Below are 17,144 nucleotides of genomic sequence, written 5' to 3' on the forward strand. Positions count from 1 at the left end.
CAATAACGCGGGCCAGGGGCCCGCGTCATCGAAAACTGAACTCTTACGGATTCGGCAAATCAGCGCGGGCCGCGCGGGCCTGCACCGGGGCCGCCACGACCGCCGCGATCACCGCCGGGGCCCGCGCCGAACACCGGCTTCGGCTTCATCGGCAGCAGGCCTTCGCGCTGCAGCTTCTTGCGGGCCAGCTTGCGCGCACGGCGCACTGCTTCGGCCTTTTCGCGGGCCTTCTTCTCGGAGGGCTTCTCGTAATGACCGCGGAGCTTCATCTCGCGGAAAATGCCCTCGCGCTGCATCTTCTTCTTCAGCGCCTTGAGGGCTTGATCAACATTGTTATCGCGAACGAGAACCTGCACGCGGCATCCTCTTCAGGTGGATCGGATTTGAATTCTGGTAAGTCAAAGGGATGGCAAAACGCGCAAGCCCTTAACCTTGAGCGCGCCGATGTATCAGACAAAACCTTGGATGTCCACCGGCCAAGCGGGTTTTCGGGCCAAGTTCGGCCATTAAATGCGGCGAAAATACCTCCACGCGGCCCCGATTTGGGCGGTTTGACGCCATGGGCGGGGCGGCGACCGGAGCTTGTTCCGGGGTTTTGCAATGAGGGGACCACAATGGACATGAAAAAATACGCTGCCGAAGCCATCGGCACCTTCTGGCTCACATTCGCCGGCTGCGGAAGTGCGGTGATTGCGGCCGGCTTCCCCCAGGTCGGTATCGGCCTTGTCGGCGTCTCCCTTGCCTTCGGGTTGAGCGTGGTCACCATGGCCTATGCGATCGGCCACATCTCGGGCTGCCATCTCAACCCGGCGGTCACGGTCGGTCTCGCTGCCGGCGGCCGCTTTCCGGCCGGCCAGATCCTGCCTTATGTCGTCGCCCAGGTGGCAGGCGCGATCGTGGCCGCATCGCTGCTTTATGTCATTGCCAGCGGGGCGCCCGGCTTCGACGTCAGCAAGGGCTTCGCGTCGAACGGATACGGCGCGCATTCGCCCGGTCAGTACAGCATGATGGCCGGCTTCCTCACCGAGGTGGTGATGACCATGATGTTCCTGTTCATCATCATGGGCGCCACCCATGGCCGCGCGCCGGCGGGCTTTGCACCGCTCGCGATCGGGCTTGCGCTGGTGATGATCCATCTCGTCAGCATTCCCGTCACCAACACCTCGGTGAACCCGGCGCGCAGCACGGGCCCGGCACTGTTTGTCGGCGGCTGGGCGCTGTCACAGCTCTGGCTGTTCTGGGTTGCACCGCTGATCGGCGGCGCGCTGGGCGGGGTGATCTATCGCTGGCTCAGCGAGGAGCCCACCGGCGTCGTCGCGGGCGTGAAGGCGGCGTAATCGCAAAGGGGATCGCGGCCAGCAGCTGCGGTCCCCTCATTTGCCCCTTGACGGCCTGACTTCGGTGACATGGCCCATCTTGCGGCCGGGGCGCGGCGCGCCCTTGCCATAGATGTGCACGGTCGCGCCCGGCACGCTCAACCACCTTTCGTAATCGTTGATCTCGTCGCCGATCAGGTTGGTCATGGTGACGACTTCGCCGTGGCGCACGGGCTTGCCGAGCGGCCAGCCGGCGATGGCGCGGATGTGCTGCTCGAACTGCGAGACGGAGGCGCCATCGAGCGTCCAGTGCCCGGAATTGTGCACGCGCGGCGCGATCTCGTTGACCAGCACCCTCGGTCCGCTGCCATTGGCGAGCACGAACATCTCGACAGCGAGCACGCCGACATAGTCGAGCGCGCCTGCGATCTTGCCGGCGATGCTGCGCGCTTCCTCCGCGAGCGCAGCCGGAATCGGCGCGGGCGCGCGCGATATCTTCAGAATGTGGTCGCGGTGCTCGTTCTCGGTGACGTCGAAACATTCGACCTCGCCTGTGGTCGAGCGGGCGGCGATCACCGAGATCTCGCGCTCGAACGGGACAAAGGCTTCCAGGATCGCCGATTTGGTGGCGAGGCTGGTCCACACTTTCGCGATGTCGTCGCCCTCGCGGATGATGGCCTGCCCCTTGCCGTCATAACCGAACCGGCGGGTTTTCAGCACGGCCGGAAGGCCGATCCTGGCGATCGCCTCGCGCAGTGAGGAGACGGAGGTGACGTCGGCATAGGCTGCGGTGCCGATGCCGAGCCGCGTGACGAAATCCTTCTCCGCGAGCCGGTCCTGGGTGGTCTCGAGGATCTTGCGGTCGGGCAGCACGGGTCGGCGCGCATCCAGCACCATCGCGGCTGCTGCGGGCACGTTCTCGAATTCATAGGTGATGACGTCGACGTCGTTCGCGAACAGCTCGAGCGCTTCGACATCGGCATATTCGGCGCAGGTCGCGTTCAGCACGACGTCGAAAGCCGGCGAGTCCGGATCCGGCGAGAACACCTGGCAGCGCAGGCCAAGCCGGGCCGCAGCCATGGCCAGCATCCGGCCCAATTGTCCGCCGCCGAGAATTCCGATGGTGTCACCGGGCTTCAGTTTCATATGCCTGGTGCCGCTCACGCCTTGTCCTCCGGGCGCTCGGCGACCGCCTCGGTTTGCGCCTTGCGCCAGGCGGCGAGGCGATCGGACAGCGCCGGGTCGGACAATGCCAGCACGGCGGCTGCAAGCAGCGCGGCATTGATCGCGCCGGCCTTGCCGATCGCGAGGGTGCCGACCGGGACACCCGCTGGCATCTGGACGATCGAATAGAGCGAATCGACGCCCTTGAGCGTCTTGGATTCGACGGGAACGCCAAATACGGGAAGTTCCGTCAGCGCCGCCGCCATGCCGGGCAGATGTGCAGCGCCACCGGCGCCGGCGATGATGACCTTGTAGCCTGCGGCCTTGGCGCCCTTGGCGAAAGCGAACAGCCGGTCGGGCGTGCGATGAGCCGAGACGACGCGCCTGTCGGCGGCAATGCCGAGCGCTTCAAGCGTGTCGGCGGCATGCCGCATCGTGTCCCAGTCCGACTGGCTTCCCATGATGATGGCGATCGGCGCGGTCATGACATCAATTGTGCCCGGAAAAACAGAAACATAGGCCAGATCTACGGTTCCGGCCGGCGGCTCGCAAGGCGGTGGCAAGGAGAAGGGAATCCACTATCCTGTCTTGGTGAATCCCCGCAAGCCTTCATTGAGCAGGATGCCCATGAAGAAACGAAAAAGGGCGAGTGCTGCGAAGGCCAAAAAAAACGGCCGGAAGACCAGCGCCGGCCGATCCGCCCCCAAACGGCTGACCAAGCGTCCGGCGAAGCCCCCGCGGCGCGCCGTCTCGGGCGATGGCGCAGCCGAGGATAACGTCAGCGCGACAATCCGGGGCTTGCGAGCCAAGCTCAAGCAGGCGCAGCGCCGGGTCGCGGAACTGGAAGCTGCGGCCGACACCGATTTCCTGCTCGACATTCCCAACCGGCGCGGCTTCGAGCGCGAGCTCGCGCGCGCCATCGCCTATATGAAGCGCTACCGCGCCAGCGGGGCACTGATCGTGCTCGACGTCGATCGGCTGAAGCCGATCAACGATTCGTTCGGTCATGCCGCCGGTGACGAGGTGCTCAAGGCGATCGTCGCCACGCTGACACGACAGGTCCGTGCCTCTGACGTGGTCGGCCGGCTCGGGGGCGACGAGTTCGCGCTGCTGCTCTGGAATCTCAGCGAGACCGACGCCAAGGCGAAGGCCGCGGCCTTCGAGCAGGCGATCGACGAATTGTCCTTCGTCTTTCGCGGCCAACACGTGACCGCGGGCGCTTCCGCGGGCGTCGCGCTGCTGGGGGCGCAATCCGACGCAGGCCGTGCCCTGGAGGAGGCGGATGCCGCCATGTACGTGCGCAAGGCGCGTCGGCGGCACGAGCCAGCGATCAGGCTGGTCAGCAGCTGAACTTACAGTGCCCCCAGATCCTCCGGCACGTTGCCGAATTTGCGCAGCAGCCTGGCGTCGCCGAATTCGCCGGTCAGGGGATCGCCGCTGCGGCTGAACGCGACCGCGCCTATATGGCCGGCACCAATATCTCGGCGCGCCGCAACGCGGCGGTCGAGGTCTGGCACTCCTCGGCAGTGCCCGCGACCGGCGAGCCGTCGGCGTCGATCAAAAAGGGCATTGCAACGTAGTAGGTCACATCCGACATGGCGTTGCTCCAGTTTTGAAAATCAGGCGGCGCTGCTCTTGCTCCGCATCTTGCTGCGCGAGGTCTCAGGAATGCAGCCGGCGGAAATCGCCGCCTGCAATTCCTCCAGCTCGGCTTCCAGATATTCATTGGCCATGATCAGCGCCTTGATGGTGCTGCGCAGATTGCCGTCGCACATCGCGATCGCCTGATCGCAAGCCTGTTCATAATGGCTGTTGTCGAGAAGGGGCGTTGCCGACATCTGCGTTGTCCTCGTGCCGTGAGCATTGGCGTTTTCGGAGAATTGGGCGCTCCGGAATGTTCCTCTTTTGTTCTATTTGAGTCAAGCGGATTCATGTGGGCGAGCCGCGACGCAGGCCGGCTCACGGATCAGGCGATGATGTCGGGGGTAATCTGGTCTTCGATGAACGCGATGCGATCACGCAACAACAGCTTGCGCTTCTTCAACCGCTGTAACCGCAATAGGTCGGGGGCGGGCGATTGATGCAGTGCATCGATCGCGGCGTCCAGATCTCGGTGTTCCTGCTGCAACCGGGTGAGCTCGGCTTCGAGCTCACGCTCGTCTTCATTGGTCATGTCTGCGGTGGCCGAAAACCGATAAGCGTGAGATTAAAGGCTGTGGATGCCTTGTGGAAATTATCGTCCTTGCGCGGCGTGATCGCAAGCGATCTGCGATCCTCGCGCGCCGGTCTCCCGCAACATATTTCTGCAGGCCGACGCGGCGTTGCGCAGGCGCATTGATATCATGGATCTTTCGCGCGCGGTTCCCTTAGTCACGCTTCGTTACATATGAACTTTCAAAAATGACACTGCGACGACGGATACCCATCGACAGGACGAATCGGTGATGTAGACTTGCTTGTCCGGATCGAATCCTAAGGTTCAACCTACCGAGGAGGTTTCGAATGACAATTCAGGCACATCTTGTTGAATTGGAGCGGAAGCACAAACTTCTCGAAAACGAATTGCATGAAGCTCTCGTGCACCTTTCAACAGACGACCTGCAAATTGTTGAGTTGAAGCGCCGGAAGTTGATGGTCAAGGACCAGATCGAGCGTCTGAAGCACGGCGACACGCTCCACTAACCACCCCCGTAACACCGTAGAGTTGATCACATCCTTACGCAGGGATGAGAGCATTCGTGCTCATCCCTGCTGCAAGATGGCGCAAGATGTTTGCCTAGCGCCAGCTCTGCCGGGACGTCGTTTCTCGACGCGAACCGCTATTCACCTCGCTCGATAGCGTTCTGGATGTCCGCGAGCTCTGCGACGTGATCGGCGATCGCGAGCGACGACGTCAATCCCGGGGATTCGATACCGAACAGATTGATCAGTCCTGCAACGCCGTGATCGCGCGGGCCCTGCATCAAGAAGTCCTGTGTGGCCACGGCCGGCGGCACGATCTTCGGGCGGATGCCCGAATAGCTCGGCATCAGCGCGCCATCGGGCAGCGTCGGCCAGTATTTGCGGATCGCCGGATAGAAGCGCTCGGCGCGTGAAGGATCGACCTCGTAGTTGATCGTCTCGATCCATTCGACGTCGGGCCCGAAACGTGCCTGCCCTGCCATGTCCAGCGTCAGATGGACACCTAGCCCGCCCGGCTCGGGCACCGGATAGATCAGGCGCGAGAACGGCGCCTTGGCGTTGCAGCTGAAGTAATTTCCCTTGGCGAGATAGGCCGGGGGAATCCGGTCCAGCGGCATGCCGTCGATGTTGCGCGCGACATTCGTCGCCGACAGCCCCGCGGCGTTGACAAGGAGGCTGCATTGCAGCGTCATCGGCGCCTCGCCGCCGGCCTCGACCTCGATGACGCCGGCAGTCGCCTTGGCGCGGATCAGCGGGGTGTGAAACGCGAAGGCCGCACCGGCATCCTCGGCCTCGCCGCGCAGCGAAAGCATGTAGGCGTGGCTGTCGATGATGCCCGTTGACGGTGACAGCAGCGCAGCATCGCAGGCGAGCGCCGGCTCCAGCGCCCGCGCGGCCTCGCCCGTGAGCAGCTGCATGTCGAGCACGCCATTGGCCTCGGCATGCGCCTTGATCGATTGCAGCTTCTCGGTTTCCTTCGCATTGGTCGCGACGATCAGCTTGCCGCAATTCTTGTGGGGGATGCCGCGCTCGGCGCAGTAGCGGTACAGCGCGTGCTTGCCGCTGACGCACATGCGCGCCATCCAGCTTCCGGCGCGGTAGTAGATACCGGCATGGATCACCTCACTGTTGCGCGAGGAGGTGACGGTGCCAATGGCCTCGGCTGCCTCGAGCACGATGACCTCGCGCCCGGCCTGGGCGAGCTTCCGGGCCACCGCGAGCCCGACCACGCCGGCTCCGATGACGATGCAATCGACCCTATCCATGGTTGTGCAGGAAGTCCGCTGGCGGCACAGGGGAATTTTCCGTTAAGAAAGCATTTATCATGTCAGGGCAATTGCCGTATTTCACGTCACATTATTCTGTTGTGCCTACAGGCGTTTACCCGATCCAAACCCGCGAGGCCAGACAATCCGACGTTGAAATCGCGGGTGGCTGATGGCTGAGAAGAACTGGCACGTGGGCAGCACGCTTTCGATTGCTGTGCAGGCCCTCCTATGCCTGGCCGGTGCGGGCGCGCCGGCCCGCGCCTTTGCGCTGTCGAACGGCCTCTCCGCTCCGGATCTCGCCAAGCTCGATCCCAACGTAATCTGGGAGATCTTGATCGCCGGCATCGTCGTCTGCTCGTTCCTCGCCGCGATTGCGCTGTGGATCCATTCGTCGCTGCGCCGGACCCGGCGTTTGCAGTTGCGGCGCAATGCCTTCATCTCCTCCGCCATGAACAATCTCAATCAGGGCGTGGTGATGACGGATGCGCAGCGCCGCGTCATCTTCTGCAACGACCGCTACCTCGAGATCTATGGTTTGACGCGGTCGGATGTCCGACCCGGCATGAATGGCCGCGAACTCCTCGAGCTGCGACGCAGGCGCGGCGTGCTGGGCGCCTCCGACGACGAATTTTACGACAAGGCGGCAAGCCCCAACGGCCTGATTACCGAACTGCCGGACGGGCGGGCCATCCTGGTGAAATATTTCGTGCTGCCGAACGGTGGCTCGGTGGCGACCCATCTCGACGTCAGCGACCAGCGCAAGCTGTCGCGGCAGCTTGCCTCGACCAAGCAATTCCTGGAATCGGTGCTGGACCATGTGCCGGCCTGCGTGGCAGCCAAGAACATCGAGGACGGTTGATACATCTTTGCGAACAGCGCCTATGAGCGGTTCTGGGGATTGTCGCGGGACTTCGCCGTCGGCAGGAACGCGCAGGAGCTGTTTGCGCCGGGCTCGGCGGCCAGCATCGAGGCGGCCGACCGGGCGGCGCTCAGTTCGCCGGATGGCCAGTACCGCAATGAGTTCGAGGTCGACCGTGCCGGTGCGCGGTGCATGGTCGCCTCGATCCGGATCGTGGTGCGCAACGAGAGCAACAAGCCCGAATTTCTGCTCATCGTGTTCGAGGACATCACCGACCGCCGCTCGCTGTCGCAGGAACTGGAGAGCACCAAGAAGTTCCTCGAGCTCGTGGTCGACAACATCCCGGTTGCGCTGATCGTGGAGCAGGTCAAGGACGGCCGCTATCTGCTCGCCAACCGCAGCGCGGAGACGATCCTCAACCGCAGGCGCGAGGAAACCACCGGCCTGACGGCTTCCGACATCTTCAACCCCAAGGAAGCCAGGCTGATCATCGCGCGCGACGAGGCCGCGATCAAGAAGCGCGGGATGATCACCGAGGAGCATCCGATCTCCACAAAGGACGGCCTGCGGCTGTTCCTGACCCGCCGCGCCACCGTGCTCAATGATGCCGGCGAGCCGCAATATCTGATCAAGACCCATGAGGACGTCACCGATCGCCGGCAGACCGAGTCGCGCATGGCGCACATGGCCTATCATGACGGCCTCACCGACCTGCCGAACCGCGCCGCTTTCCTGCAGGCACTGACCCAGATGATCGAGGCCTGCGAAGGCACCGGCGAGGAGTTCGCCGTGCTCTGCGTCGATCTCGACGGCCTCAAGGAGGTCAACGACGTCTTCGGCCATGCGCTCGGCGACAAGCTCCTGATCGAGGTGGCCCATCGGCTCCAGGACTCCGCGCGTGGCGGCGTGGTGGCGCGCCTGTCCGGCGACGAGTTCGGCCTGATCATCGACGGCAAGCAGCCTGAGGCGGGCCTCGCACTGGCGCGGCAGATCGGCGAATCCGTCGCCCGGGAATTCCAGATCGACGGCCGGCCGGTCCGCGCCGGCATCACCACGGGCATGTCGGTCTTTCCGCACAATGGCGCCGATGGCGCCTCGCTGCTCGCCAATGCCGGCGCGGCGCTGTTCCGCGCCAAGCAGAAGTCGCGCGGCACGATCAGCCTCTACCAGCCGGAGATGGACCAGCAGATCCGCGACCGCCGCGTGCTGCATCAGGACCTCTCGATGGCGGTCAAGAACGGAGAGCTCTCGCTCGCCTTCCAGCCGCAGGGGGCGGCGGGCCACAGCGTCGGCGAGAGCGAGATCATCGGCTTCGAGGCTTTGGCGCGCTGGCAGCATCCGGTGCGCGGCCAGGTTTCGCCCGCCGAATTCATTCCGATCGCCGAGGAGAGCGGCCTGATCGTCGAGATGGGCGAGTGGATCCTGCGGGAGGCCTGTCGCGAGGCGGCGTCCTGGCCGAAGCCGCTCCAGGTCGCGGTCAATCTGTCGCCGGCGCAGTTCATGCACGGTGACGTGGTTGGCCTCGTCCATTCGATCCTGATCGAGACGGGCCTTGCACCGGGCCGGCTCGAGCTCGAGATCACCGAGGGCGTGCTGATCGAGGATTTCGATCGCGGCCTTGCGCTGCTGCGCCGCCTGAAGGCGCTCGGCGTGCGCATCTCCATGGACGATTTCGGAAGCGGTTACTCCTCGCTGAGCTATCTCCAGGCGTTTCCGTTCGACAAGATCAAGATCGACCGCGCATTCATCATCAATCTCGGCCGCAACCCGCAATCGGCGGCAATCGTGCGCGCGGTGATCGATCTCGGCCACGGCCTCGACATGTCGATCATCGCCGAAGGCGTCGAGACGGTGGACCAGCTCGCCTTCCTAGCCAAGGAGGGCTGCGATGGCGTGCAGGGCTATCTGCTCGGCAAGCCGCTGCCGATCGGGAAATATGCCGGCCTCGTCGGTCGCGCCGAAGCCATGGAGCTTGCGCTGAAGACCGGCTAGTTATGGGAGTGCTTCGCTTCCATTCGACGGCTTCATGGCGGATTACGACCTCGCGATCATCGGCGGCGGCCTGAACGGCGTCAGCCTCGCGCGCGATGCGGCGGGTCGCGGCCTGCGGGTTATCCTCTTCGAGCAGGGCGATCTCGGGGGCGCGGCGTCGTCGGCAACACCGCGGTTGATCCACGGCGATCTCTCGGTGCTGGAGCGCCGCGGCTTCTGGCGGGTGCGCCAGGCTCTGGCCGAGCGCCGGACCTGGCTCCGGATCGCGCCGCATCTGGTCCGGCCGATGCGCTTCGTTGTTCCCGCGCATCCGGATGAGCGTCCACCATGGCTGCTGCGCGCCGGCCTGTTCCTGCATGACAGCCTCGCCAGCCGGAGCGGCCTGCCCGGATCGACGACCCTCGACATCACCCACCATCCGGTCGGCAACGCGCTGAAGCGCCCTTTCGGTACGGCGTTCGAATATTCGGACTGCGTCGTCGACGATTCCCGCCTTGTCGTGCTCACGGCGCTGGACGCGGCCGAACGTGGCGCGGCGATCCGAACCGGGGCACGCTGCGTGCGTGCCGACAGAACCGACATCTGGCGCCTCGCCGTGGTCGATCGCGGCCATCGCCGCACCCTCACGACCCGCGCGCTGGCCAATACCACGGGCGCGTGGGCGTCGATGGTCGCGGAGACGGTCCTGCGCCAGCCGCGGCCCGCCGCGACAGCTATGCAGATGAGCCAGATCATCGTGCCGCGGCTGTTCGAGTCAGACAACGTCTACGTCTTCCAGAACAACGATGGCCGGCTGGTGTTCGCAAGCCCGTTCGAGCGAGAGTTCACGCTGATCGGCACGGTCACGCACGATTTCACCGGCGATCCTGCCATCGTGGCGATGTCCGGGTCCGACATCGGCTATCTCTGCGACGCGGCCAGCCGCTACTTCCGCGAGCGCGTCGCTCCGGCCGACGTGGTCCGGACGGTCTCCGGCGTCAATTTGAGGCCGGCGTCCGTGCGGCGGGGTGACGGCACGACCCTGTTCCACGCGCGCCGGCGCAAGGCGCCGCTGCTGACGATGTTCGGCGGCGACGTCACCACGTCGCGCCTGCGCGCGGAACGCGCGGTGACGAAGCTGACGTCGTTCTATCCGATGTCGCCGCCCTGGACCGCCGGCGCAGCGCTGGCCGGCGGCGATTTCGCCTGGGATCGTTTCGACACCGAGGTCGACCTCGCGCGCGACCGCTGGCGGTTTCTCTCGGAGCCCGAAGCTCAGCGCCTGGTTGCGGCCTATGGCTCGCGCCTGCCGGCGGTGCTCGGTGACGCCTGGACCCGCGACGAGCTCGGCCCGGCCTTCGGTCCCGGACTGACCGGCGCCGAGGTGCGTTACCTGATGAATCACGAATGGGCGCGCTTCCCCGAGGATGTCCTGTGGCGTCGTTCCAAGCTCGGCCTGACCATGCCCGCGGCGGACCGTGAGGCGCTGGCCGCGTTCATGACAGGTGTGAACGATTCATCCCGAACCGGTTGAGCTGGGAACGATCGGCCGCTAGCGTGCGGCGGAATCGGGGTTGGCAGGGAACATGACGGACGAGTTGCCCAGAACAAGCACCGCGTCCAATGCGGCCGGTGGAGATCCGTATCCCGCGGCAGGGCAGCCGTTGCTGCGCATCGAGGGCGTCACCAGGACGTTCGGGACGTTCCGCGCCGTCGATGGCGTCTCGCTTGACATCAAGGCCGGCGAGTTCTTCGCGCTGCTCGGTCCCAGTGGGTGCGGCAAGACCACGCTCTTGCGCATGCTTGCCGGCTTCGAGGCGCCGGACGAGGGACGCATCCTGCTCGGCGGCAAGGACATCGCGCAGGCGCTGCCGCACGAGCGCCCGATCAACATGATGTTCCAGAACTACGCGCTGTTCCCGCATCTGTCTGTGCGAGACAACATCGCCTTCGGCCTGAAGCGCGCCGGCATGCCGCGCGCCGAGATCGCCATCCGCGTGGCCGAGATGGTCGCGCTGGTGAAGCTCGAAGGGCTCGAGAAGCGCAAGCCGGATCAACTCTCGGGCGGCCAGCGCCAGCGCGTGGCGCTGGCCCGCGCGCTGGCGCGCCGGCCGCAATTGCTGCTGCTCGACGAGCCGCTCGCGGCCCTCGACAAGAAGCTGCGCGAGAGCACGCAAGGCGAGCTGATGGAGCTGCAGCGGCGGCTCGGCATGACCTTCATCATCGTCACCCACGATCAGGAGGAGGCGATGACGATGGCTGATAGAATCGGCGTGATGAAGGCCGGCAAGCTCGCCCAGGTCGCGAGCCCCCGCGAGCTCTACGAGGCGCCGCGCTCGCGCTGGATTGCGGAGTTCGTCGGCGACATCAATCTGTTCGACGGCGAGTCCAAATTGCGCGACGGTCATCGTCTGGTCATCGGCACGCGTGATGCGGGTGCGCTGGTGGTGGCCGAGCCGCGCGAGCCGGTCGGCGCGGGAAGATTGGCGGTCGCGATCCGCCCCGAAAAGGTCAAGCTGTCGCGCCGCGGTCCCGTGAGCGAGGCCGGTCGTGAAACGGCGATCAACCGGCTCGACGGCGTCATCGCCGACATCTGCTATCTCGGCGGCACCACCACCTACAAGGTGAAGCTCGACACCGGCGGGACGGTGCAGGCCTCGGTCGCCAACAGCGCACGCATCGACGTCGACGCCTACAGCCTGAACCAGCATGTCGTCGCCTGGTTCACGCCCGACGATTGCGTGGTGCTGCCGTCATGAGCTCCCGCCGCATCTTCGCGCGACCGGCGCGCTTTGCCGCGATTGCACCCTATGTCTGGATGGTGCTGTTCTTCATGGTGCCGTTCGCCTTCGTGCTGAAGATCGGCTTGTCGCAGACGGCCATCGCACAGCCGCCCTACGATCCGGTCTTCGACCTGACGGCGGGATGGGACGCGCTCAGGGGTGCCTTTGCTGCACTCTCATTCGACAATTTCAAGCTGCTCGTCTCCGATGACATCTATGTATTTGCCTATGTGCGCAGCCTGACCGTCGCCATCACGGCCACCGTGCTGCTGCTTCTGATCGGCTATCCCATCGCCTATGGCATGGCGCGATTGCCGAGGCGCTGGCAGGCGGTGGCGATGGTGCTGGTGATCGTGCCGTTCTGGACCTCGTTCCTGATCCGCATCTATGCCTGGATCAACATCCTCCAGCATGATGGCCTGCTCAACCAGATCCTGCTGGCGCTGCATCTGGTCAGCCGGCCCGTGGTGTGGCTCTCCACCGACAGCGCGATGTATATCGGCATCGTCTATTCCTATTTGCCGTTCATGATCCTGCCGCTCTACGCCACGCTCGCCAAGATGGAGCCGGTGCTGGAGGAGGCAGCCGGCGATCTCGGCGCGCCCCCCTGGCAGGTGTTCTGGCTCGTCACCTTTCCGCTTTCGCTACCCGGCGTCGGCGCCGGCGTGCTGCTGTGCTTCATCCCGATCGTCGGCGAATTCGTCATCCCGGACCTTCTGGCCGGCTCCAATTCGCTGATGATCGGCCAGACCCTGTGGCTGGAATTCTTCACCAACAAGGACTGGCCGGTTGCGTCCGCTGCCGCCATCGTGCTGCTGGTGGTGCTGCTGGTGCCGCTGCTGCTGTACGAACGGCTGCAGAAGCGGCAGCTCGAACACGAGCGGTGAGGCGATGCGCAGGATCACCCGCCTGTCCCGCTTCAACATCGCCTCGCTCGCGCTGGGGCTGGCGTTCCTCTATCTGCCGATCCTCATCCTCGTCATCTATTCCTTCAACGCCTCGCGCCTGGTGACGGTGTGGGGCGGCTGGTCGCTGCGCTGGTATCACGAGTTCTTCAATGACCGCGCCATGATCGAGGCGGCCTGGATGAGCCTGCGGGTCGCGGTCTCCTCCGCGACCATCGCCACGCTGCTCGGCACGCTGGCGGCGGTGGCGCTGTCGCGCGGCGAGAGGTTCCGCGGCCGCACGCTGTTCTCCGGCATGCTCTATGCGCCGCTGGTGATGCCGGAGGTGATCACCGGATTGTCGCTGCTGCTGCTGTTCGTCGCGCTGAATGCCGAGCGCGGGTTCTGGACGGTGACGATCGCCCATACCACGCTGACGATGTGCTTCGTCGCCGTGGTGGTGCAGTCCCGGCTCGGCTCGCTCGATCGTTCGCTCGAGGAGGCCGCCATGGACCTCGGTTGCGACCCGGTGCGCGCCTTCATCTCCGTGACGTTGCCGCTGATCGCGCCAGCGATCGCTGCCGGCTGGATGCTGGCCTTCACGCTCTCGCTCGACGATCTCGTGATCGCGAGCTTCACCACCGGCCCCGGCTCCGCCACGCTGCCGATCCGCATCTATTCGGAGGTGCGGCTCGGGGTGAAGCCTGAGATCAACGCGATCTGCACGCTGGTGATTGCGCTGATCGCGGTCGTCATCGTCATCGCCTCGCTGGCCTCGAAACTGTCGAGCTCGCAAGGCGAGAGCGCAGCGCCGCTGTAGAGACGATCGTCATTCCGGGGCGATGCGAAGCATCTAACTCAGGTGCGCAATTGCGCACCTGAGAATCTCGAGATTCCGGGTCTGGTCCTTCGGACCATCCCGGAATGACGGCCTATTTACGACTTCACAGCACCCGCCGTCAGCCCGCCCACCATGTAGCGGCGGAAGGCGTAATAGACCGCGGCCGGCGGCAGCGCGTAGATGAAGCCGGTGGTCATCAGCAGCTCCCAGGGCGAATCGTCGGCGGCGAGGAAGTTGCCGAGCGCGACGGGGAGGGTGATCTCGCGGTCGTTGGAGAGCAGCAGGAACGCGTAGAGATATTCGTTCCAGGCCAGCAGCACCGCGTAGGTGCCGATCGCGACCAGCGAGGGCATCATCAGCGGCAGGTAGACCAGGCGGAAGATCTGCAGCGTCGTCGCGCCGTCCATCACCGCGGCCTCGTCCAGCTCGACCGGCAGCTTGTCGGAGGCCTGCTTGAGCACCCAGATCGCGTAGGGGCTCGCGATCGTCACCATCGCCAGGATCAGCGACCAATGATTGTTGAGCAGGCCGTAATTGCCCATGGTCCGGTACATCGGCACGGCGAGGAACGCCGCGGGGATGAAATATGTGAACAGCGCGAGGTTCAACACCATGCGACCGCCCGGCACCTTCAGCCGCGAGATCGAGAACGCCGCGGCGGTCGCGATGAACAGCGTCAGCACGCCGACGGACGCCGCGATCACCGTCGAATTCCAGAACTGGACGTAGAAGTCGCGCAGGAAATAATGCTGCTGCTTGAACACGATCTCGAAGTTGTGCAGCGTCGGGTGATCCGGCCACAGCTTGCCTGAGAACGCATCCTCCTTCGGGGAGATCGCGAACAGGAACATGTGATAGATCGGGATCATCGTCCACAGGAAGACGGGAATGCCTATCAGCAGGAGCCGCGCTTCGGTTCCGACTTCGCGCAAGGAGGGGAGCTTCATCGCGACAACCGTTTCATCATGAAGTACACGAGCGGCAGGACGAACGGCATCGCGCAGACGATGGATGCCATTGCCAGCGAGAGCTGGTCGAGCCGGAGATAGCGGATGCCGAGCGTCGCCAGCACATGCGTGAGGTCGGCCGGGCCGCCGCCGGTGAGCAGGTAGACGCTGTTGAAGTCGCCGAGCGTCCAGATCATCGAGAGCAGCGTGCAGGTGACGTAGAGCGTCTGCATCGACGGCCAGGTGATGTAGCGGAATTTCTGCCACCAGCTCGCGCCGTCGACCTCGGCGGCCTCGAACAGATCGTGCGAGATCGCGAGGCGCCCGGTGATCAGGATCAGCGTCCAGAACGGCAGCGACTTCCAGATATGCACAGCGATCGCCATGGTCAGCGCCACGGTCGGATCGTTCAGCCAGTTCGGGCCGTCTTCGCCGGTCAAGGAGAAGATGTAGTGGTTGATCATGCCCCATTCGGGATTGAGCATGAAGCGCACCGACAGGATGGTCGGGATCGACGGCACTGCCCAGGGCAGGATGAAGATCACCGAGAGCCATTTGATCCAGGTGCGCTGCTGGGCGAAGAAGCCGGACAGGAACAATGCGATCAACATCTTGATGTTGATGCCGATGACCAGGAAGATCAGCGTGTTGATTGCGGCGCGCGCGAAGATCGGATCATTGTAGAGCGCCACATAATTCGAAGGGGCCCGCGCCAGCCACAACCCGTAGCAGACGGGGTAGACGACGAAGGCGAGGAAAACGAGCAAATAGGGCGCGAGCAGCACGATGCCCCAGACCTGCGCCGGGGTCAGTCGCGACGACAGGGGCGGGCCGGGGATTGCCTGAGCGCCAGAGAGCGTGATCGCCATTCTTTTCTGACTCTTCAAAGAGAAGCCGGCCGCGAAACGCGGCCGGTGTTGTTCTTATCCCTCTCCTCGCAACGCGGGGAGAGGGAAGGTTGGCTCAACCCGCGACCTGCTTGATGCGGGCGATCAATTCGTCGACGGCCTTGTCGACCGGAACTTTCTCGCTCACCACGCGGTTCATCGCCTTGGCCCACACGTTCTCGTTGTTGAGGATCGTGAACTTCCAGTTCTTGGTGAAGTCGAACGCCGCGGTGCCGCCCTTGAACTGCGTGTAGACGGCCTTGCGGTGCTTGTCGGCCTGCCAGAACGGGCTTTCCTGGCTTTCCTTGGTCACCGGGAACCAGCGGCCGAGCGCGCCTTCGATGTAGGGACGGACGTTCTCTTCCTGGAGCAGGAAGCTGATGAACTGCTTGGCCTCGGCCTTGTTCTTGGCCGCGGTGAACACCAGTCCGGTCTTGACGTCGGAGCGGTAGCGGATGGTCGAACCATCCGGTGCCTTCGGGAAGGACGCCGTGATGATGTCTTGCTCATAGGCCTTCTTGCCGGCGTCGCGCTGCTCCTGGGTGAGCGCCTGGTTCTGCGAGTCCTCGAACCATTTCGCCGCGATGGAGATCGTGAAGTTGTGGGTCATCACGATGGTCTTGTTGTGGAACGCGACGTTGTTGTCCGGGTCCTTCCATGTCGTCGAGGACGGCGGCGTGCAGCCCTTGATGTAGGTGTCGGTATAGTCCTTCATCGCCTTGATCAGGCCGTCGCGGACCTTCGGGTCGTCGACCAGCAGCTTGCCGTCATCGTCGACCAGCTTGACATGGTAGGCGTCCATGAAGGTGTAGAAGGACTGGAAGGCGTCGGTGGATTCCACGCCCATCGGCTGGCCGACGGCATAGATGCGCTGGCCCGTGGCCTTGCGGATCGCCGGCTGCACCTTGTCGCACCAGAACGTCCAATAGCCCGTCCAGTCGTTCGGGATGTCGCTCTGCTTGAATCCGGCCTTCTCCAGCATGTCGTTCCAGATCTGGACGTGCATGCTCTGCTGCTTCAGCGGGAAGCCGTAATAGGCCTTCTTCTTGGCGACGTCGTTGTAGAGGATCGACGCATCGAGCGTGTTCTGCACGAACCGGCCCTTGATCGGCTCCATGACATCCGTGAGGTCCTCGAGCTTGCCTTCATAGGCCCACTTGCCCTGCGCCTGCACGTCATAGGAGTCGGAATAGGCGACATCTGGAACCGTGCCGGCATCGAGCGCTGCGACTGTCTTCGGAATCATGTCCTGGATCGCGTATTGCGACAATTCGACCTTGATGCCGGTCTTGGCTTCGAATTTCTTGATCGTCTCGATCAGTGCGTCGTCTTCGGACCGATAGAAGCCCTTGCCCCACCAGACCGTGATCGTCTTCTGCTGTGCAAAGGCGGGTGCAGTGGCGGCAAAAAGCCCAACCGCAGCGACCGCCAATGATACTGCGCCAATTACCTTGGATCTCACGTTTTTCTCCCTCAAACGGCCGGTGTTTTTAACCGGTCGTATAAAACACTAGCGCATGGTGGTAGCGCAATCAACGCATC

General features: G+C 64.2%; 16 protein-coding genes and 2 pseudogenes. 8 read left to right on the top strand and 10 right to left on the bottom strand.

The genetic code is table 11. The annotated features are described in order from the left end of the window. Positions 1-59: 59 nt before the first annotated feature. Positions 60-356, bottom strand: a complete 297-nt coding sequence (gene rpsU / locus EHH60_RS29245; RefSeq protein ID WP_008546194.1) for a 30S ribosomal protein S21 — start codon at positions 354-356, stop codon at positions 60-62. Positions 357-614: 258 nt separating this feature from the next. On the opposite strand from rpsU, the gene aqpZ reads away from it, so the two are divergent. Further along, entirely contained in the window at positions 615-1,337 is a 723-nt protein-coding gene (gene aqpZ / locus EHH60_RS29250) for an aquaporin Z (RefSeq protein ID WP_124162843.1), read from the top strand. A gap of 36 nt (positions 1,338-1,373) precedes the next feature. On the opposite strand, the gene EHH60_RS29255 is transcribed toward aqpZ, so the two are convergent. Continuing rightward, a complete protein-coding gene (locus EHH60_RS29255; RefSeq protein ID WP_502697429.1) occupies positions 1,374-2,462 on the bottom strand; it encodes a 5-(carboxyamino)imidazole ribonucleotide synthase in 1,089 nt (362 codons plus the stop codon). Positions 2,463-2,476: 14 nt separating this feature from the next. Beyond that, positions 2,477-2,965, bottom strand: a complete 489-nt coding sequence (purE, locus tag EHH60_RS29260; protein WP_124162845.1) for a 5-(carboxyamino)imidazole ribonucleotide mutase — start codon at positions 2,963-2,965, stop codon at positions 2,477-2,479. A 142-nt stretch (positions 2,966-3,107) separates the two neighbouring features. Between purE and EHH60_RS29265 the strand changes: the two genes are divergently transcribed. Beyond that, complete coding sequence (locus tag EHH60_RS29265; protein ID WP_199752148.1) at positions 3,108-3,830, top strand: GGDEF domain-containing protein; 723 nt, start codon at positions 3,108-3,110, stop codon at positions 3,828-3,830. 2 nt (positions 3,831-3,832) lie between these two features. Here the strand turns inward: EHH60_RS29265 and EHH60_RS29270 are convergent. From EHH60_RS29270 to EHH60_RS29280, 3 genes and pseudogenes are all read right to left on the bottom strand, one after another. Then, positions 3,833-4,077 (bottom strand): annotated as a pseudogene (locus tag EHH60_RS29270) (hypothetical protein). Positions 4,078-4,099: 22 nt separating this feature from the next. After that, on the bottom strand, positions 4,100-4,318 hold the full coding sequence (locus EHH60_RS29275) for a hypothetical protein (RefSeq protein ID WP_124162847.1): 219 nt from the start codon (positions 4,316-4,318) through the stop codon (positions 4,100-4,102). 128 nt (positions 4,319-4,446) lie between these two features. Next, on the bottom strand, positions 4,447-4,653 hold the full coding sequence (locus EHH60_RS29280) for a YdcH family protein (RefSeq protein ID WP_008546179.1): 207 nt from the start codon (positions 4,651-4,653) through the stop codon (positions 4,447-4,449). Between the two features lie 329 nt (positions 4,654-4,982). Here EHH60_RS29280 and EHH60_RS29290 point away from each other — a divergent pair, with 329 nt between their 5' ends. Next, positions 4,983-5,162, top strand: a complete 180-nt coding sequence (locus EHH60_RS29290) for a YdcH family protein (RefSeq protein WP_061880823.1) — start codon at positions 4,983-4,985, stop codon at positions 5,160-5,162. Positions 5,163-5,299: 137 nt separating this feature from the next. Here the strand turns inward: EHH60_RS29290 and EHH60_RS29295 are convergent, their stop codons facing one another. Further along, on the bottom strand, positions 5,300-6,427 hold the full coding sequence (locus EHH60_RS29295) for an NAD(P)/FAD-dependent oxidoreductase (protein WP_124162848.1): 1,128 nt from the start codon (positions 6,425-6,427) through the stop codon (positions 5,300-5,302). Positions 6,428-6,599: 172 nt separating this feature from the next. Here EHH60_RS29295 and EHH60_RS29300 point away from each other — a divergent pair. The 5 genes and pseudogenes from EHH60_RS29300 to EHH60_RS29320 all read left to right on the top strand — a co-directional run bounded on the left by EHH60_RS29300 (position 6,600) and on the right by EHH60_RS29320 (position 13,747). Continuing rightward, positions 6,600-9,281 (top strand): annotated as a pseudogene (locus EHH60_RS29300) (sensor domain-containing protein). A gap of 34 nt (positions 9,282-9,315) precedes the next feature. Next, a complete protein-coding gene (locus tag EHH60_RS29305; protein ID WP_124162849.1) occupies positions 9,316-10,794 on the top strand; it encodes a glycerol-3-phosphate dehydrogenase in 1,479 nt (492 codons plus the stop codon). A gap of 52 nt (positions 10,795-10,846) precedes the next feature. Next, on the top strand, positions 10,847-12,019 hold the full coding sequence (locus EHH60_RS29310) for an ABC transporter ATP-binding protein (protein WP_124162850.1): 1,173 nt from the start codon (positions 10,847-10,849) through the stop codon (positions 12,017-12,019). Beyond that, complete coding sequence (locus tag EHH60_RS29315) at positions 12,016-12,930, top strand: ABC transporter permease (RefSeq protein WP_124162851.1); 915 nt, start codon at positions 12,016-12,018, stop codon at positions 12,928-12,930. Before EHH60_RS29310 ends, EHH60_RS29315 begins: the two co-directional genes overlap by 4 nt. Before the next feature lie 4 nt (positions 12,931-12,934). Further along, positions 12,935-13,747, top strand: a complete 813-nt coding sequence (locus EHH60_RS29320; RefSeq protein WP_124162852.1) for an ABC transporter permease — start codon at positions 12,935-12,937, stop codon at positions 13,745-13,747. Between the two features lie 116 nt (positions 13,748-13,863). Here EHH60_RS29320 and EHH60_RS29325 read toward each other — a convergent pair whose 3' ends face one another. The 3 genes from EHH60_RS29325 to EHH60_RS29335 form a co-directional block, all read right to left on the bottom strand. Then, on the bottom strand, positions 13,864-14,715 hold the full coding sequence (locus EHH60_RS29325; protein ID WP_124162853.1) for a carbohydrate ABC transporter permease: 852 nt from the start codon (positions 14,713-14,715) through the stop codon (positions 13,864-13,866). After that, a complete protein-coding gene (locus EHH60_RS29330) occupies positions 14,712-15,584 on the bottom strand; it encodes a carbohydrate ABC transporter permease (protein WP_124162854.1) in 873 nt (290 codons plus the stop codon). The genes EHH60_RS29325 and EHH60_RS29330 overlap by 4 nt, the downstream gene beginning before the upstream one ends. A gap of 94 nt (positions 15,585-15,678) precedes the next feature. Then, positions 15,679-17,064 carry an ABC transporter substrate-binding protein gene (locus tag EHH60_RS29335; protein ID WP_124162855.1) on the bottom strand — a complete coding sequence of 462 codons (1,386 nt, stop codon included), beginning with the start codon at positions 17,062-17,064 and terminating at the stop codon, positions 15,679-15,681. Between the last annotated feature and the right edge of the window lie 80 nt (positions 17,065-17,144).

Source organism: Bradyrhizobium sp. RP6 (assembly GCF_003837805.1).
Classification (GTDB): domain Bacteria; phylum Pseudomonadota; class Alphaproteobacteria; order Rhizobiales; family Xanthobacteraceae; genus Bradyrhizobium.

Excerpts from the sequence above, each read along its gene's own strand:
- EHH60_RS29275 (WP_124162847.1), bottom strand. The coding sequence starts at position 4,318 with ATGTCGGCAACGCCCCTTCTCGACAACAGCCATTATGAACAGGCTTGC.
- purE (WP_124162845.1), bottom strand. The coding sequence starts at position 2,965 with ATGACCGCGCCGATCGCCATCATCATGGGAAGCCAGTCGGACTGGGAC.
- EHH60_RS29325 (WP_124162853.1), bottom strand. The coding sequence starts at position 14,715 with ATGAAGCTCCCCTCCTTGCGCGAAGTCGGAACCGAAGCGCGGCTCCTG.
- EHH60_RS29290 (WP_061880823.1), top strand. The coding sequence starts at position 4,983 with ATGACAATTCAGGCACATCTTGTTGAATTGGAGCGGAAGCACAAACTT.
- EHH60_RS29320 (WP_124162852.1), top strand. The coding sequence starts at position 12,935 with ATGCGCAGGATCACCCGCCTGTCCCGCTTCAACATCGCCTCGCTCGCG.
- EHH60_RS29305 (WP_124162849.1), top strand. The coding sequence starts at position 9,316 with ATGGCGGATTACGACCTCGCGATCATCGGCGGCGGCCTGAACGGCGTC.
- EHH60_RS29295 (WP_124162848.1), bottom strand. The coding sequence starts at position 6,427 with ATGGATAGGGTCGATTGCATCGTCATCGGAGCCGGCGTGGTCGGGCTC.
- EHH60_RS29315 (WP_124162851.1), top strand. The coding sequence starts at position 12,016 with ATGAGCTCCCGCCGCATCTTCGCGCGACCGGCGCGCTTTGCCGCGATT.
- aqpZ (WP_124162843.1), top strand. The coding sequence starts at position 615 with ATGGACATGAAAAAATACGCTGCCGAAGCCATCGGCACCTTCTGGCTC.
- EHH60_RS29330 (WP_124162854.1), bottom strand. The coding sequence starts at position 15,584 with ATGGCGATCACGCTCTCTGGCGCTCAGGCAATCCCCGGCCCGCCCCTG.
- EHH60_RS29265 (WP_199752148.1), top strand. The coding sequence starts at position 3,108 with ATGAAGAAACGAAAAAGGGCGAGTGCTGCGAAGGCCAAAAAAAACGGC.
- EHH60_RS29280 (WP_008546179.1), bottom strand. The coding sequence starts at position 4,653 with ATGACCAATGAAGACGAGCGTGAGCTCGAAGCCGAGCTCACCCGGTTG.
- EHH60_RS29255 (WP_502697429.1), bottom strand. The coding sequence starts at position 2,462 with ATGAAACTGAAGCCCGGTGACACCATCGGAATTCTCGGCGGCGGACAA.
- EHH60_RS29310 (WP_124162850.1), top strand. The coding sequence starts at position 10,847 with ATGACGGACGAGTTGCCCAGAACAAGCACCGCGTCCAATGCGGCCGGT.